The 16310-nt window shown below is 74.2% G+C and carries 9 protein-coding genes; 4 read left to right on the forward strand and 5 right to left on the reverse strand.

Annotation, left to right across the window (positions count from 1 at the left end; all coding sequences use genetic code 11):
• Nucleotides 1-46 precede the first annotated feature (46 nt).
• The gene (locus K7B10_RS09860) at nucleotides 47-2494 is read left to right on the forward strand and encodes a hypothetical protein (protein WP_229335728.1); all 2448 of its coding nucleotides are present in this window, start codon (nucleotides 47-49) and stop codon (nucleotides 2492-2494) included.
• Between the two features lie 21 nt (nucleotides 2495-2515).
• Here the strand turns inward: K7B10_RS09860 and K7B10_RS09865 are convergent, their stop codons facing one another.
• Complete coding sequence (locus K7B10_RS09865) at nucleotides 2516-4210, reverse strand: BCCT family transporter (RefSeq protein ID WP_229335730.1); 1695 nt, start codon at nucleotides 4208-4210, stop codon at nucleotides 2516-2518.
• 143 nt (nucleotides 4211-4353) lie between these two features.
• Here K7B10_RS09865 and K7B10_RS09870 point away from each other — a divergent pair, with 143 nt between their 5' ends.
• Nucleotides 4354-5502: a glycerate kinase gene (locus K7B10_RS09870; RefSeq protein ID WP_229335731.1), complete on the forward strand. Its 1149-nt coding sequence runs from the start codon at nucleotides 4354-4356 to the stop codon at nucleotides 5500-5502.
• Between the two features lie 83 nt (nucleotides 5503-5585).
• Here K7B10_RS09870 and K7B10_RS09875 read toward each other — a convergent pair whose 3' ends face one another.
• Entirely contained in the window at nucleotides 5586-6173 is a 588-nt protein-coding gene (locus K7B10_RS09875) for a cysteine hydrolase family protein (RefSeq protein ID WP_229335732.1), read from the reverse strand.
• Nucleotides 6174-6255: 82 nt separating this feature from the next.
• Between K7B10_RS09875 and K7B10_RS09880 the strand changes: the two genes are divergently transcribed.
• Together K7B10_RS09880 and K7B10_RS09885 are read left to right on the forward strand one after the other, a co-directional pair.
• Nucleotides 6256-7233 (forward strand): GlxA family transcriptional regulator, encoded by a 978-nt coding sequence (locus tag K7B10_RS09880; protein ID WP_229335733.1) that lies wholly within the window; start codon nucleotides 6256-6258, stop codon nucleotides 7231-7233.
• An 18-nt stretch (nucleotides 7234-7251) separates the two neighbouring features.
• Nucleotides 7252-10050 carry a SpoIIE family protein phosphatase gene (locus K7B10_RS09885; protein WP_372481395.1) on the forward strand — a complete coding sequence of 933 codons (2799 nt, stop codon included), beginning with the start codon at nucleotides 7252-7254 and terminating at the stop codon, nucleotides 10048-10050.
• 72 nt (nucleotides 10051-10122) lie between these two features.
• On the opposite strand, the gene K7B10_RS09890 is transcribed toward K7B10_RS09885, so the two are convergent.
• From K7B10_RS09890 to K7B10_RS09900, 3 genes are all read right to left on the reverse strand, one after another.
• Entirely contained in the window at nucleotides 10123-12189 is a 2067-nt protein-coding gene (locus tag K7B10_RS09890; protein WP_229335735.1) for a SpoIIE family protein phosphatase, read from the reverse strand.
• 74 nt (nucleotides 12190-12263) lie between these two features.
• Nucleotides 12264-15485, reverse strand: coding sequence for a DUF3376 domain-containing protein (locus tag K7B10_RS09895; protein WP_229335736.1), 3222 nt, complete (start codon nucleotides 15483-15485; stop codon nucleotides 12264-12266).
• A 20-nt stretch (nucleotides 15486-15505) separates the two neighbouring features.
• Entirely contained in the window at nucleotides 15506-16300 is a 795-nt protein-coding gene (locus K7B10_RS09900; RefSeq protein ID WP_229335737.1) for an AfsR/SARP family transcriptional regulator, read from the reverse strand.
• Nucleotides 16301-16310 lie beyond the last annotated feature (10 nt).

Here is a 16310-nt window from a genome sequence, read left to right on the forward strand (position 1 = left end):
TCCACGGCCACTCAGCCGACGCACGGCAGGCAGGAACATCAACGGCATGGGAACAACTGACAGCGTCGCGCCCGAGCGGACCGCCCTCTCGGACCGGCGGCCCGGCGGGTCCACCTCACCGGGCAAGGTCGGGCGGCCAGCCGTACACCTCCTCTGGCGGTTCCTGCCGGGGCTCACCGCCTACCTCTTCCTGGTCGTGCTCCTGCTGCTCGCCGACACCTCGGCGAGCGACGTCGCGCGCTACACCGGCTACGTGCTGTGGGGCGTGCTGCTCCCCGGCACGCTCGTCTTCCGGGCCCTGCGCCGACGGCCGTTCAGCCTGCTCGAGGACCTCGCGTACGGAGCCGTCACCGGCCTGGTCCTGGAACTCGTCGCCTGGTTCCTGCTCGTCTCCCTCGGCGCCCAGTCGGTCGCCGTCGCCTGGCCGCTGGCCGTGGTGATCCCCTTCGCGGCGGTGCCCCGGCTGCGGCGGCACTGGCGTCCGCGCGGCTACCGGGCCTCCTCCGCGGGCTGGTCCTGGTCGGTCGCCGGGACGGTCATGCTCAGCAGCGCGTACTTCCACCAGGTGTTCCTGGCCCGGTACCCGGTACTGCCGGCCGGCGAGGCCAACCGGATCTTCGGCGACATGCCGTACATGCTGTCGCTCGCCGCGAACGCGAAGCAGCACGTACCCCTGACCGTGCCTCAGGCTGCCGGTGAGCCGCTGTACTACCACTGGTTCTCCTTCGCCCACATGGCGATGACCGACATGGTCGGGCACATCGACCTGCCGGTCGTCGAGTCCAGGCTCATGGTTCCCGCGCTGGCCGCGCTCTCCATGGTGATCACCGCCGTGGTGGCCCGGCGCCTGACCGGCCGCGCCTGGGCCGGCCCGCTGGCTGCGGTGCTGGTCTTCGCGGTCGGCGAGTTCACGGCGACGTACCCGAACAACGTCAACACCTGGACCTTCGGGGCTCCGGCCGTGCGGCTGATGTTCTGGTCGAGCCTCTCCCTGACGTACAGCCAGCCGCTCCTCATCGCGCTGATGGGTGTCGTCGGTGACGCGCTGCGCCGCACCGGCATCAAGGCCGGGGCCGGCAAGAGCGGCGGGGCGGACGGCGAGGACGCCGGGGCCGGCCCGGGTGGCGGCGGCGCCCCGCTCTTCGGCCGGGGGGTGTTCGTCCTGACCGCCCTGTTCGCCCTGGCCTCCAGCGCCGCCAAGGCGAGCACGCTGCCCGTCACCCTCGCCGGACTGGCCGTCGCCGGTCTCGTGATGCTGATCGGCACCCGCCGCGTGCCGTGGACCGTGGTCGGACTGGGCGCGATCCTGGCCGGCGCCCAGGTCTTCGCCACGGCGGTCATCTTCCACTTCGAGAGCTACGGTCTCGAGATCGCCCCGTTCGGCAACGTCCAGAGCTACTGGGCCGACCCGGGGCACGCGCGCCCTGCGGCCTTCCAGGCACTCGTCGTCGCCGCCACGCTGGCCGCCTTCCTGCTGAACCACCACGTGAAGCTGCTGGGCATGATCCCGCTGCTGCGGCGCCGCAAGTCCGCGCTGGAGCCGGTGCAGTGGTTCCTGCTGGGTGCCGCGGTCGCGGGGCCGGCCGCGTACCTGACCGTCAACGGCTACAACTCCAGCTACTTCACCATCGCCGCGCTGCCCTTCGGTGTCGTGCTGTCGGCCTGGGGATACTGCGAGTCGTTCGAACGCGCCGCGCTGCCCCGCCGGGCCAAGGCCGCACTCGCCGTCGCCACCCTGGCCTTCATCGCGCTGCTCACCTTCGCGATCCACCGCTACTCGGACGCGTGGGCGAAGTTCGTCCAGCGCCTGTGCGGTGACCGCGAGGCGAACGCGTCGTACTCCCTCCTGCTGGCCGCTCTCGGCGCGGCGGCCGCACTGGCGCTGATCGCCCTGGTCTGCGGCGTCCTGTGGTGGCTCGCAGGCAGGGCCCGGCCCGCGCTGCGGGGCCGGGGCGGGATCGTCCTGCTGACCGCGGTCCTGGCCGCGGGCGTGCCCGGCCTCGCGCACGACGTCCTGCAGTCCAGGCAGGAGGCCTGGGTGGGTTCCTGGGTGCTGCCCGGCTCGCAGGTCGACGCGGCGCGTTGGATCCGCGCGCACAGCGAGCCGTCGGACGTCCTGGTCACCAACAGCCACTGCTGGGAGTTCGACGACTACGCCAACGGGCCGGCCTGCAACAACACCCGCTCCCAGTGGCTCAGCGGCTACTCGGAACGGTCGGTGCTGATCGAGGGCTGGGCGTACGCGCCGCGCGCCGTCGCGCTGACCCGGGGCGGGACGGCCTACGACGGCCCGTTCTGGGACCAGGAGCTGTTCGCCCTCAACGAGGACGCCGTCTACCGGCCCACGGAGGCGAAGCTCCGCACGCTGCACGACCGGTATCACGTGCGCTTCGTGGTGGTGCACCGGCCGACGGGGCACGAGTCTTCGCGCCTGCGGGAGCTGGCCCGGCCGGTCTTCGACAACGGCAGGATCGCCGTCTACCGGCTGTCGTGACCCCGCCCCGTCCCGGAGGGTTCACGGCTCCGGGGTGGGCGGCGGGGGCGGGTCCTCGCGGTTGTGGCGGGGGGAGTCGGCCAGGCGGGGGTGGCGGGTCGGGGCCCGTTCGGTGACGGCGTCGCCGACCATGGCCGTGACCGCGTCGCGCATCCCGTGCAGGGCGTGGTGGCGGGCGGGCCCGGCGCCCGGGTCCTCGCGGAGCTCCTTCACCAGGGCCCAGCAGAGCAGCATCATGACGATCACGAACGGCAGCGCGACCAGGATGGTCGCGGTCTGCAGGGACTTGAGGCCGCCCGCGACCAGCAGTACGGCCGCCACCGCCGCCATCAGCACGCCCCAGGTGACGACGAGCCAGGTGGGCGGGTTCAGCGAGCCGCGGCTGGTGAGCGAGCCCATCACCAGGGAGGCCGAGTCGGCGCTGGTCACGAAGTACGTCATCACCAGGGCCATGGCCACGTACGAGGTGACGGTGCCCAGCGGGAGCGCGTCCAGCATGGCGAAGAGGGAGGCCTCGGCCCCGTCCTTGACCTTGACGGCGAGGTCGGCCGCGCCGGTGGAGTCGAGGCGGATCGCGGTGCCGCCCATCACGCAGAACCAGACCACCGTGGCCCCGCTGGGCACGAGCAGGACGCCGATCAGGAACTCGCGGATCGTGCGGCCGTGGGAGATGCGGGCGATGAAGGTGCCGACGAACGGCGCCCAGGACAGCCACCACGCCCAGTAGAAGATCGTCCACGCGCCGAGCCAGGAGCTGTCGGTGAAGGCACCGGTACGGGTGGCCATGGGCAGCAGCTCGTGCAGGTAGCTGCCCACGCTGGCGGGGATCACGTCGAGGACGTAGACGGTCGGGCCGAGGACGAAGACGAAGAGCATCAGGGCGGCGGCGAGCACGATGTTGATCGTGCTCAGCCATTTCACGCCCTTGTGCAGGCCGGAGAAGGCGGAGAGCACGAAGGCCGCGGAGAGCGAGCCGATGATGATCAGCTCGACGCCGGTGGAGTCCTCGATCCCGGCGGTGATGTGGAGCCCTTCGGCGACCTGGAGCGCGCCGAGGCCGAGGCTGGTCGCCGTGCCGAAGACGGTGGCGAAGACCGCGAGCAGGTCGATGGCCTTGCCGGGCCAGCCGCCCGCGCGCTCCTCCCCCATCAGCGGGACGAAGGCGGCGCTGAGCCGGTTGCCGCGGCGCTTGCGGAAGGTGGCGTAGGCGAGGGCGAGGCCCGCGATGCCGTAGATCGCCCAGGGGGTGAGCGTCCAGTGGAAGAAGGAGTAGTCGAGGGCCGCCTGGGCGGCCGCCCCGGTGCCGGGGGCCGCCCCTGAGGCGGGCGGCGGGTGCAGGTAGTGGGTGAGCGGCTCGCCGACCCCGTAGAACATCAGGCCGATGCCCATGCCGGCGCTGAACATCATCGCGATCCACGCGAGGTTCGTGAACTCGGGCTCGGAGTCGTCGGAGCCGAGCCGGATCCGGCCGAAGCGGCTGATCGCGAGGACGACGCACAGGACGAGGAAGACGTCGGCGGCGATCACGAACAGCCAGGCGAAGTTGGCCAGGACCCAGGCCAGCGCGGTGCTCGACGCCGTGTCGAAGGAGTGCTTGCCGAGCGCCGCCCACGCGACGACGGCCAGCACGGCGATCACCCCGATGGTGACGATGGCCAGGTCCGGTGCGGGTTCCGGGCCTTCCGGACGGGCGTCTTCCAGTGAATCCGCGCTCATGCGGCCACACTATGCAGGCGTATATCCCTATTTAGACGGATGGCGCGCCGCATGTGACCCAGGCCACCCATGGGCATAGGAGGATCCTCCGGATAGGCTCATGGGGGCGCGACTGCACTGTTCGATAGCAAGGGATTAGCAAGGTGACGGACGGAGCAGTAACTGAGACCGCGCGCGTGCTCATCGCCGCGGACAAATTCAAGGGCTCGCTCACGGCCGTTCAGGTCGCGGAGCGGGTGACGGCCGGCCTTCGCAGGGCCGTACCGGACGTGGAGGTCGAGACCCTCCCCGTCGCGGACGGCGGCGACGGTACGGTCGCGGCCGCGGTGGCGGCCGGGTTCGAGCGCCGGGAGGTACGGGTCACCGGTCCGCTCGGCGAGCAGGTCACGGCGGCTTTCGCGCTGCGCGACGGCACGGCCGTGGTCGAGATGGCGGAGGCCTCCGGGCTCCAGCTGCTGCCGGCGGGTGTGTTCGCCCCGCTGACGGCGACCACGTACGGCTCGGGCGAGCTCTTGAAGGCCGCGCTGGACGCAGGCGCGCGTTCGATCGTCTTCGGCGTGGGCGGCAGCGCCACCACCGACGGCGGTGCGGGGATGCTGGCGGCGCTGGGCGCGGTGTTCCTGGACGCGAACGGTGAACCGGTCGGTCCGGGCGGCGGCGCGCTCGCGGATCTGGCGTCCGCGGACCTGTCCGGGATCGACCCGCGCTTCGCGGAGGTCGACTTCGTCCTGGCCAGCGACGTGGACAACCCGCTGACCGGCCCGAAGGGCGCGCCCGCGGTCTACGGCCCGCAGAAGGGGGCGTCGCCCGAGGACGTGGCGACGCTGGACGCGGCGCTGGCGCACTTCGCGGTGGTGCTGGAGAAGTCCATCGGGGAGAGGGCGAGCCGGCTGGCCGCCGCCCCGGGGGCGGGCGGCGCGGGCGGCATCGGGTACGGGGCGCTGCTGCTCGGCGCGTCGTTCCGGCCCGGGATCGAGCTGATGCTGGAGGTGCTGGGCTTCGCCCCGGCGCTGGAGCGGGCCACGCTGGTGATCACCGGTGAGGGCTCGCTGGACGAGCAGACCCTGCACGGCAAGGCACCGGCGGGTGTCGCGGCCGCGGCGCGCGCGGCGGGCAAGCCGGTCGTGGCGGTCTGCGGCCGTCTGCTGCTGGGCCAGGAGGCCCTGGAGGCGGCGGGCATCCGCAAGGCGTACCCGCTGACGGACCTGGAGCCCGACCCGGCCAAGTCCATCCCGAACGCGGGTCCCCTGCTGGAGCGGGTCGCGGCGACCATCGCCGCCGAGGTGCTCTGACCTCCGGTCGGCCGTACGCGGCCCGGCACCCCCGAGCGGGGGCGCCGGGCCGCGGCGTTTTCCGGCCCCACACGGCCGCGGGACTACGCGCCGAGCAGCTCGGCCGTGGTGACGACGCGGGCGAAGCCGCCGCCCTGGAGGTTGACGGCCGTGGCGGTCGCCAGCTGGTCGGCGGTCAGGGAGGGTCCCGCCGGGCCTGCGGCCAGGTCGAAGGTGTGGGTGGCGTCGAGGGGGACGAGGACCTCGTAACCCAGGTTCCCGGCCATCCGCGCGGTGGTCTCGACGCACATGTTGGTCTGGATCCCGGTCACCACCAGCTGGCCGATGCCCTGGGCGGTGAGCCAGTCGGCCAGGTCCGGAGTGCCGTAGAAGGAGGAGTTCACCGCCTTGGTGATCAACAGGGACTCCTGGCCCGCCCGGTCCGCCACGAAGTCCTTGAAGGCGTGGCCGGGGTGGTCGGCGGCCAGCACCGAGCCGGCGGTCCGCGAGGCGTGCCGGACGAGGACCACCGGGCGGCCGGTCTCCCGCCAGGCGTCCATGAGGGCGGCGATGTTGGCCTCCGCCTGCGGGTTGTTGCGCGGGCCCCAGTACGACGCGTCGTCGAAGCCCTTCTGGACGTCGATGACCAGCAGCGCTGCGTTGGGCGCGAGTTCGATCTCGTTCTTCGTCATGGCTTCATGATCTTCCGCCCGACGGGCCCGCCGACAGGCGCGCCCGGGACCCGAACCGATGGGATCCTGCCAGAATGGCAGCATGCATCGTGTCGCCGTCGTCGTCCAGCCAGGCATCCGCAGCTTCGACCTCGCCGTCATCACCGAGGTCTGGGGTCCCGACCGCAGCCGGCTCGGCGTCCCCCGCTTCGAGCTGCGCCGGTGCGCCGTCGACCCCGACCCCATCGCGCTGCCCGGCGGGCTCACCCTGGCCCCCGACCGGGGGCTCGACTGGCTCGCCGAGGCCGATCTCGTCGTCGTACCGGCGCTCGCCGAGCCCTCCGACCCGACACCCGGGCCTGTCCTCGCCGCCCTGCGGGAAGCGCACGCCCGGGGCGTGCCGGTGGCCGCGCTGTGCGCCGGGGCGTTCATCCTCGCCGAGGCGGGCCTGCTGGAGGGCCGCCGGGCCGTGACGCACTGGTCGCTGGCTCCGCGGCTGGCCGCGTCCCACCCCCGCGTACGGGTCGAGGACGCTCCGCTGTACGTGGAGGACGCCGGACTGTGGACCTCCGCCGGGGTGGCCTCAGGGATCGACCTCTGCCTGCACCTCGTCCGCCGGGCCCACGGCGCGGAGGCCGCCGCCGCCATCGCCCGGTCCATGGTGACGGGCCCGTTCCGCACCGGCGACCACGCCCAGTACCTGGACCGGCCCACCCCGGCGGCGGACCGCACCACCGAGGCCGTGGCGGCCGTACGGGAGCGGGCCCTGCGCCATCTGCACGAGCCGCTGTCCGTGGCCACCCTGGCCCGCTGGGCCGGGATGTCCCCGCGCTCCTTCGCCCGCCACTTCGTCGCCTCCACCGGCACGACCCCGCACCGCTGGCTCCTGGGCCACCGCCTGGACGCGGCCCGCAAGCTGCTGGAGCGCACCGACCACCCGGTGCCGGAGGTGGCCCGGCGGGCGGGCTTCGCCAGCGAGGTCACTTTCCGCCAGCACTTCACCTCGTACGTCGGCCTCGGCCCCCGCGCGTACCGCGCTGCGGCGGCCGCCACATCGGCAGCCCCGCCCAAATCTCGGTGACAGTGTTAGAAATGGCTCATGACCGGACGTTTGGGTCGACCCAGGGGATCGCCTGCCCGGCAGCCGACCGGGCGGGACGGGGGCCTGCCCGCGTGGCGCCCCCGGGGTGCCCACAGTGTCGCCGGTCAGGTCTTCGCGCTCATGGCGTTCATCGTCGTCCTGCTGATCACCGCGGCCGCGCTCGCCCTGGTCTTCCAGGAGCGGTACGGCACCGAGCGCGACGCGCGCCACCGCTCGCTGGCGGCCGCCGAGGCCTTCGCCCACGCCCCCGGGCTGCCCGCGTCCCTGAGATCACCGAATCCGACGGCCGAGCTGCAGCCGCTGGCCGAGGCGGCGCGGCGGGCCGCGGGCGTCGACTTCATCGCCGTGATGACCCCCGACGGACTGCGCTACACCGACTCCCGGCCGGACCTGATCGGCAAACGGGCCACCGGTGACCTCTCCCGCGCCGTGGCCGGGCAGCCCTTCACCGAGGTGTTCAAGGGTTCGCCGAGCGACGCCGTCCGCGCCGTCGTCCCCGTAACGGACGCGAGCGGCAAGGTCATCGGGCTGGTCGGCACCGGCATCGAGATCGCCACCGTCTCCGACTCGGTCGCGGGCCAGCTGCCGCTGCTGCTCGGCGCCGCGGCCGGCGCGCTGCTGCTCGGCACGGGCGGCGCCGCCCTGGTCAGCCGGCGGCTGTCGCGCCAGACCCGGGGCCTGGGCGCGACCGACATGGCCCGCATGAACGAGCACCACGAGGCCGTGCTGCACGCGGTGCGCGAGGGCGTCCTGATCATCGGCGCCGACCACCGGCTCCTGCTCGCCAACGACGAGGCCCGGCGGCTGCTGAACCTGCCGCCCGACGCCGAGCAGCGGCACGTGAGCGAGCTCGGCCTCGATCCGCGGACCACCGCGCTGCTGGTGTCCGGGCGGGTCGCCACGGACGAGGTGCACCTGGCCGGGGACCGGCTCCTGGCCCTCAACGTGCGCCCGACCAAGCCGTACGGCGGGCACCCGGCCGGCAGTGTCATGACCCTGCGCGACACCACCGAGCTCGCCGCGCTCTCCGGCCGCGCCGAGGTGGCCCGGGAACGGCTGCAGCTGCTGTACGACGCGGGGGTGCGGATCGGGACCACGCTGGACGTGGTGCGGACGGCCGAGGAGCTGTCGGAGGTGGCCGTGCCCCGGTTCGCCGATTTCGTGACGGTGGAGCTGCTGGAGCCGGTGCTGAAGGGCGAGGAGCCCTCGCGGGGCGCGGGCGTGTACACGGAGATGCGCCGGGCGGCGATGAGCGGGGTGCGCACCGACCAGCCGTTGCAGCCGGTCGGCGACATCATCCGGTTCGTGGTGCCGACGGCGCCGATGGCGGCGGCCCTCGACGCCGGGCACGCGGTGCTCGCCCCCGATCTGCACGCGGCGATGGGCTGGCGGGCCCAGGACGAGGCCGGCACCCGCCAGGCCCTCGGGTACGGGCTGCACTCGCTGATCTCGGTGCCGCTGCAGGCCCGCGGGGTGGTCCTCGGCATGGCGAACTTCTGGCGGGCCGCCGACACGCCGGAGGCCTTCGACGAGGAGGACCTGTCGTTCGCGGAGGAGCTGGGGGCGCGGGCGGCGGTCTCCATCGACAACGCCCGCCGCTACACGCGGGAGCACGCGACGGCCGTGGCCCTGCAGCGGAGCCTGCTGCCCCGGGTGCTGCCGGACCAGACCGCCGTGGACGTGGCCTTCCGGTACCTGCCCGCGAAGGCGGGGGTGGGCGGCGACTGGTTCGACGTGATCCCGCTCGCCGGGGCCCGGGTGGCCCTGGTCGTCGGCGACGTCGTCGGGCACGGGGTGCACGCGGCGGCCACGATGGGCCGGCTGCGGACCGCCGTGCACAACTTCGCCTCCCTGGACATGCCGCCGGACGAACTGCTCGGGCATCTGGACGAGCTCATCCACCGGATCGACCAGAACGAGTCCGGGGGCGCCGGGGATCCCGCGGAGGGGGCGGGCGAGGCGGCCGGCGTCACCGGCGCCACCTGCCTGTACGCGGTCTACGACCCGGTGTCCGGGGGCTGCACGATGGCGAGCGCGGGGCACCCCGGTCCGGCCCTGGTCCGGCCGGACGGCTCGGTGGAGTTCCCGCAGCTGCCCGCCGGGCTGCCGCTCGGGGTGGGCGGCATGCCCTTCGAGGCCGTGGAGCTGCGGCTGCCCGAGTCGAGCCGGCTCGTGCTGTTCACGGACGGGCTGCTGGAGGACCGCGACCGGGATTTCGACACGGGCCTCACCGTGCTGGCCGAGACGCTCGCCCACCCCGGGCGCAGCCCCGAGCAGGCCTGTGCCGACGTACTGGCGGCGCTGCTGTTCCCGGCGCCGAGCGACGACATCGCCCTGCTGATCGCCGACACCCGGCGGCTGGAGACGGGCCGGATCGCCGAGTGGGAGGTGCCGGCCGATCCGGCCGCGGTCTCCCGGGTCCGGGGCGCGGCCTCGGCGCAGCTGGCCGCCTGGGGCCTGGAGGACATCTCGTTCACCGCCGGGCTCATCCTCAGCGAGCTCATCACCAACGCGATCCGGTACGGGAACGCGCCCATCCGGGTGCGGATGCTGCGCGACCGCAGCCTCATCTGCGAGGTCTCCGACGGCAGCAGCACCTCCCCGCACCTGCGGTACGCGGCCACCACCGACGAGGGCGGCCGCGGCCTGTTCCTGGTCGCGCAGTACGCCGAGCGCTGGGGTACCCGGTACACCGAGCGGGGCAAGGTCATCTGGGCCGAGCTGCCGCTGACCGGCGGGCCGGAGCCGGCGCCGCCCGCACCGGACCTGACGGCGCTGGAGGACCTGGCCTGGTGACCGGGGTGCGCCGAGCGCGGGCGTAACGATTCGCCCGGGGCCGCGGCAGCCGCGGCAGGACCCGTCGGCGGCTCAGGGGCCGCCCGCTGCCCTCGTACGGGCCAGCAGGATGGCCACGTCGTCCTGCGGGGCCTCCGGCAGCAGCCGGGCCAGGACGTCCCCGCACAGTCCCTCCAGGGGCTGCCCGGCGTCGCGCAGCGCCCACCCCAGCTGGGCCATGCCCTGGTCGAGGTCGCGGTCGCGGGACTCGATGAGCCCGTCGGTGTAGAGCACGAGCAGACTCCCGGGCGGCAGGGCGACCTCCTCGGTGCGGAACTCCTGCCCGCCCGTGCCCAGCGGGGTGCCGGGCGGGCCGTCGAGGAAGGTGACCTCCCCGCCGGCAGTGGCCACGGCCGGCGGGGGGTGGCCGGCGCGGGCGATGACGCAGCCGCCCGTGGCCGGGTCGTGGACGGCGTAGACGCAGGTGGCCATCTCGTCCTCGCCCAGGTCGGCGACGGCCTCGTCGAGCGAGCGCAGCAGCCGGGTCGGGGAGACGCCGTGGCGGGCGAGGGTGCGCACGGCGGTGCGCAGCTGACCCATGACGGCCGCGGCGTGGATGCCGTGGCCCATGACGTCGCCGATGACGAGGCCGGTGCGGCCGCCGGGCAGCTGGATGACGTCGTACCAGTCGCCGCCGACGTCGTGGTCGCTGGCGGGCAGGTAGCGGCCGGTCAGTTCCAGGCCGGTGACCTCGGGGAGGGCGCTGTTGCTGAGGCTGCGCTGGAGGGTCAGCGCGGCCCGCCGCTGGTTCGTGTACATGCGGGCGTTGTCGATGTTGAGCGCCGCGCGCGCGACCACCTCGTCGATCAGTACGCAGTCCTGCTCGTCGAAGGGCTCGCGGTCGTTCATCCGGGTCACGGTGACCGCTCCGAGCACGGTGCCGCGGGCGAGGAGCGGGATCAGCCGGGCGGAGCCGAGCGTGGCGAGGTACGCGCGCAGCTCGGCGGCGCGCGGGTCGGGGAGCAGTGCGTGGACGTCGGCCCGGTACAGGTTCATGGGCCGGCCCTCGGCGATGACCCGTTCGTAGACGGAGTCGGCCGGGATCTGGAAGGTCTGGCCGGGTGCCAGGCGGGCGGTGGGGGCCTCGGGGTCGGGGAACTCGACCGCGATGCGGCGCAGCACGCCCTCGTGGGTGGCCGCCGCGTCGTCGGGGGCGAGGACGGTCTCCAGGAGCTGTACGTCGGCCGAGTCGGCCAGCTGGGGTACGAGGACCTGCACGATCTCCCGGGCGGTCTGGCTCAGGTCGAGGGTGGTGCCGATGCGGGTGCCCGCCTCGGCGAGGACGGCGAAGCGGCGGCGGGCCCGCTCGGCCTCGCCCTGGGCCCGCTGGCTCTCGGTGATGTCGATGAGGGAGGCGATCACGCCGAGCGGGCGGCCGGAGCCGTCGAGCAGGGGGGCGTACGAGCAGGACCAGGTGTGGTCCTGCCCGGGGTCGGCCGGGGTACGGCCGGTGCGGCGCACGTCGACGACGGCGGTGCCCCGGACCAGGACCTCGCGCATGGTCGCCTCGAGCGCGGCGGCGTTGACACCGGGTACGACCTCGGTGAGCCGTTTGCCCACGTGCGCGGCGGCCGAGACCCCGTTCATCCGGGCCAGGGCGTCGTTGACGCGCAGGAAGCGCAGGTCGGGGCCGAGGGTGGCGAGGCCGATGGGCGACTGGGTGAACAGGCTCTGGAGGGCGGCGAGCGAGTCCCGCATGCGCAGGACCTCGGAGGTCTCGACGGCGATCAGCATGGCGCCGGTGCGGCCCTGAGGGTCGGCGGCGGGGACGATCCACATCTCCATCGTGACGCGGTGCCCGTCGCGGTGGCGCACGGGCAGGGTGCCGACGACCGTCTCGCCCGCCTGGACCCGCCGGGTGAGGTCGTCTGCGAGGGCGTGGTTGGCCTCGGGGACGAGGACGGAGGTGCCGGGCAGGCCGAGGATGTCCTCGGGGCGGTGGCCGAGCAGGTCCTGGGCGGCGAGCGACCACTCGACGATGATCCCGTCGGCGTCCTCCCGCCACAGCGCGATCGGGAGCAGCTCGCTGAGTACGCCGGCGTACCCGACGGCCGCGGCCGGCTGGTCCGGGACTTCGCTCGTCGACTGGTATGTGTCCACCGCACCGACCTCACCCCGGGGGGTCCGATTCCTACCGATTCACCCTATCCGAGCCCTCGGCACGGGGCGCTGCGTCAGACCGGTGCGGTCCGCTGCCTCGGGTACAGCCAGGGCAGGGCGAACGTGACCCAGAACAGGACCGCGTAGAGGGTGAGGGCGGCCCACCAGCCGTTGGGTCCGGCTTCCCCCGAAGGGCCGATCTGGATCAGGGCGGCGATCGCTCCCGCGATCAGGGCGGCCCCCGGCAGCAGCCACCACCGGTCGGTCCCCACGTACAGCACGGCCGCGGCGGCGAGGGCGAAGCAGGCCCCGACGATCAGCGCCGTGACACGGCTCCCGCCGGTGTCCGGGGGGTGCAGCCCGCGCAGCCGCCACAGGGCGACGGGTGGGCCGGCCAGGGCGAGCGCGCCGAGCGGGAAACGCAGCCAGGCGGGCCGGATCCACTGCCTGACCAGCGCCGCCAGCGCGACCATCGCGTACAGGCAGACCGGAACGTGGGCGAGCAGGGAGGACCACTGGCCGGCGGAGAAGGCGATGCCCGTCCACATCAGCACGGCCGCGATCAGCCCCCACAGCGGGGCCACCACCCCGACCAGGGGCGGGAGGTAGACGAGGGGCTTCAGCACGCCGAGGACGCCCTGCACCGCGCGGGCCCGAACCTTCCCGGTGGGCTGGAGGGCCGGCCAGGCGAGGAGCCCGGTCCGCAGGGCCGCCCGACGCGGATCCCGCGCCCGGAGCAGTTGCCCGACCTCCTCCTCGCCGATCCCGCCGAAGGAGCCCAGTGCGGCTTCGAACTCGGCCGGCGTGGCCAGGGCGGGCGGGTTCAGCGGGGGGTCCGGGGGCTTGTTGCCGCCCCGGAAGCCCTTGCGGTGCAGCTCGGCGAGGAACGGCAGCTCCTCGCGGAGGATCTCGTGCTGGCGCACGGCGGTCAGCACGTCCCGTACCCGGTCCCAGGGCTCCACGTCCGACCGGGAGGTGACGTCCTGCGCCCAGAGCTCCATGAACGCCGGACCGAGGGCCGGTTTCGCGGCGATCCGCTCACCGAGTGCCGTGAGGTCGGCGGTGTCGCCGAACGCTTCGCTGAGGCGCTCGTCGGTGGCGACGACCGACACGAGGGAGGCGGCTCCGTCGAGGCGGCCCCAGGTCCAGTCGCTCATCCGCCAGCGGGCGCTGAGGAACGCGGCGAAGTTGTTGAGCTGGTTGCCGCTGAGCTTGGCCCTGACCATGTCCTTCGGGGAGTCCTGGACCGCCGCCGGCAGCACCCTGCGGGTGGCCCAGCTGGTGTTCGCCGCCGAGACGGTGTGGAAGTCGATGTCGGGGGCCTCGGCCAGCGGGTCCGGGCGCAGCGGGCCGAGCAGCACCTCGGCGTACGCGAGCGCGCCGGTCATCGGACCGGCGCCGCGGGCCGCCGCGTGGAGCGCTTCGTAGCCGGCGACGTCGGGGACCAGGTCCACGCCGATCTCCGCGCCCAGTTCCGCCAGCCGCTCCCACAGGTGCCCGAAGCCCTCCGGTACGGCGTCCGGGGCGGGTCCGGGCGCGGGGGGCTGCGGCAGGGATCCGCCGGTGACGGCCGTCGCGAGGTTCGCCGCCCAGACCTCCCACTGCGCGGCGGGCGCCCCGGGCGGGAGCGCGGGCGGCATGAGGGCGCCCAGCATCCGGGTCGCCTCGCGGAAGGGCGCCGTGGCGTCGGTGGGGATCAGCCCCTTGGACAGGGCGGCCCGGTAGCGGTCGAGCAGCAGCCGGTCCCGGGCGGCGGTCAGCGTGGCGACGGCGGAGCGGCACGCGAAGAGCCGCGTCCGGTATTCCTCCACGCGCTGCCGGTCCGCCGGTCCGCCGTCCGCCCCGCCCGCGCCGGACTCGTACGCGTCCAGCCAGTCCATGAGCAGGCGTACGGTACGCGCCGGGACGAGCGGCGAGCACCCCGGTCCGGGCAGCGCGCCGGGCCCCACCGCCAGGCCGTCCGACGCCTCGCGCAACCGGGCGAAGAGGGCCGCCGAGCCACGGCCCGCGCTCTCGTCCAGCGTCTCCAGCGGGCCCGGGCCCGCCGGCAGCGGCAGCGCGTCCGGGCCGGTCACCTCCGCCGGGTCCTCCAGCAGCCGGACGAGCCGCAGCGCCTCCGCCCCGCCGACCGTGCGGGCGTACGCCTCCCGCCGGGCCGTCGCCACGTCCTCCAGCTCGGCGAGGGTCAGCGGCAGCACCCCGGTGGCGGCGCGCTTGCGCTGGGCCGCGGCCTCGGCGGCGCGCAGTTCGAGGGCGTCGTCGCGCAGGGACTCGGAGCCGGTCTTCACGGCCAGGGACTTCGCGGCCATCCGCACCAGCCGGGTCACGCGCCGGCTGCTCCCCGGCTCGGGCGGCGGCGGGAACGGAGGCACGGGCTGGAGGAAGAGCAGCCAGCGGTCGGCCTTGCGGGCCACCGGGGCCCCGGCGACGGCCCGTACGGCCCAGGCGACGGGGATGTTGTCCAGCAGCCCGCCGTCCATGAGTTCGGCGCAGCCGTTCAGGTTCTCGTCGGGGTACCCGGTCTCGCTGCTGACCCCGCGCATGTCCACCCGGGGCGGGTCCTCGACGGGCTGCGCGCCGTTGCCGAGGTACACCCGGGCCGGTTCGAAGGCCCCGGGGAACGAGGAGGAGGTGCGCGCCGCGTAGGCGAGCCGGTTCAGCGCCGCCTCCCGGGCCGCCCCGGTGACGTCGACGGGGAAGTCCGTCAGGGAGCTGCGGTGGCGGAAGCGGAAGTAGGCGTTCGACCGGCCGACCAGGAGCGGCCGCCCAAGGGTGGGCCGCACGCGGTCCCGGCGGGGGCGCAGCCGGGTGGCCGTCAGGATCAGCCGGAGCGAGGCGGGGGGCTTCCAGTCCGGCGGGGCCTCGTCGATGAGCCGGCCCAGCGCGTCGCGCAGCTCCGCGTAGAAGACCTCGTCCCCGCGCATCAGCGAGGCCGGCACGTGGAAGGGCGTCGAGCGGCGCAGCAGCCCTTCGAGGTCGCCGAGGCGCAGCCACACGTCCCGTACGCCGCGGCCGAAGGGCATCCCGTACACGAGGTGGCAGGCCAGCAGGACGCCGTTGAGCCCCCCGGCGCTGGTCCCGACGAGGACATCGATGTCGACGTCCTCGTATCCGCACGTGTCCAGCAGGCCCGCGTACAGGCCCGCTTCGGGGGTCTGTTCCCGCCCGGCCGCCGCGCGCAGCGCCGCCGTCTCGCAACAGGCCCCGCCCATCCAGACGGCGAGGCTGACCCCGCCGCGCATCGCGAGGGCCAGGCGCAGTTCGGTACTGCGCCGACCCGGCCGGTCGTCGCTCATGCCACCAGCTTGACCCCGGATCAGGCCCGGCGCACCCGGGCGGCCACCACCTCGCGGGTGCGGGTGGCGGATCGGCAGAAGTTCCTTATCAAGCCGGAGAGTTCACATCCCGGTTCCACCTCGAGTTCGCGTTTCACGAGAGCGCGGTACGTGTCGTACGCGCGCATGGCCTCGATCAGATTGCCCTCCGCCAAGTGCGCCTCGATCAGGGCCCGCTGGGCGCTCTCGCGCAGCGGCTCGGCGCTGACCGCGAGCAGGGCGGACTCCACCGCCTCGGCGTGCCTGCCCACCCGGGCCAGCTCGCGGCTGAGGGCCTCCAGCGCGTGCAGGAGCCGCTGGCGGACCCGTTCCCGTTCCAGCAGCACCCAGTCGTCGTACCAGCCGGGCAGCAGGTCGAGGGCGTCGGTGCGCCATTTCAGCGCCGACAGGTCCTGGGCGGTGGCGGTGCCTCCGATGAGCCGCCCGGCCCAGCCGTACAGGACGTACAGGTCCACCACGGTGTGCTCGCGCATGGCGAGCGAGCACTTGTCGGAGTCGAGGAGGTCGATGCCGGCGGCCTTGAGCCGCCACAGCGCCGACCGCAGGTTCCCCGCCGCCCGCAGGTCGTCGCCGGACGGCCACAGCGTCCCGGCGGCGTGCCGGCGCTCGACCCGGCCGCCGTTGAGGGCGACGAACGCGAGGAGGCGCTTGCCCCCTTCGGGCACGTCCAGCCATCTCCCCTGATGGATGACGCGCGGGCCGCCCAGGAGGTGGAGGGCCGGCGGCTCCCCCTGCCCGGGGACGCGGACCGGGGACGCGAGGAACTGCTGGTTCATAGGCGGTCCT

The sequence above is a fragment of the Streptomyces flavotricini genome (assembly GCF_020639365.1).
Lineage (GTDB): Bacteria > Actinomycetota > Actinomycetes > Streptomycetales > Streptomycetaceae > Streptomyces > Streptomyces flavotricini.

What these genes read in the sequence shown, in the direction of transcription:
- K7B10_RS09860 (WP_229335728.1), top strand. Translation starts at nt 47, where the DNA reads ATGGGAACAACTGACAGCGTCGCGCCCGAGCGGACCGCCCTCTCGGAC.
- K7B10_RS09865 (WP_229335730.1), bottom strand. Translation starts at nt 4,210, where the DNA reads ATGAGCGCGGATTCACTGGAAGACGCCCGTCCGGAAGGCCCGGAACCC.
- K7B10_RS09875 (WP_229335732.1), bottom strand. Translation starts at nt 6,173, where the DNA reads ATGACGAAGAACGAGATCGAACTCGCGCCCAACGCAGCGCTGCTGGTC.
- K7B10_RS09880 (WP_229335733.1), top strand. Translation starts at nt 6,256, where the DNA reads ATGCATCGTGTCGCCGTCGTCGTCCAGCCAGGCATCCGCAGCTTCGAC.
- K7B10_RS09885 (WP_372481395.1), top strand. Translation starts at nt 7,252, where the DNA reads ATGACCGGACGTTTGGGTCGACCCAGGGGATCGCCTGCCCGGCAGCCG.
- K7B10_RS09895 (WP_229335736.1), bottom strand. Translation starts at nt 15,485, where the DNA reads ATGAGCGACGACCGGCCGGGTCGGCGCAGTACCGAACTGCGCCTGGCC.
- K7B10_RS09900 (WP_229335737.1), bottom strand. Translation starts at nt 16,300, where the DNA reads ATGAACCAGCAGTTCCTCGCGTCCCCGGTCCGCGTCCCCGGGCAGGGG.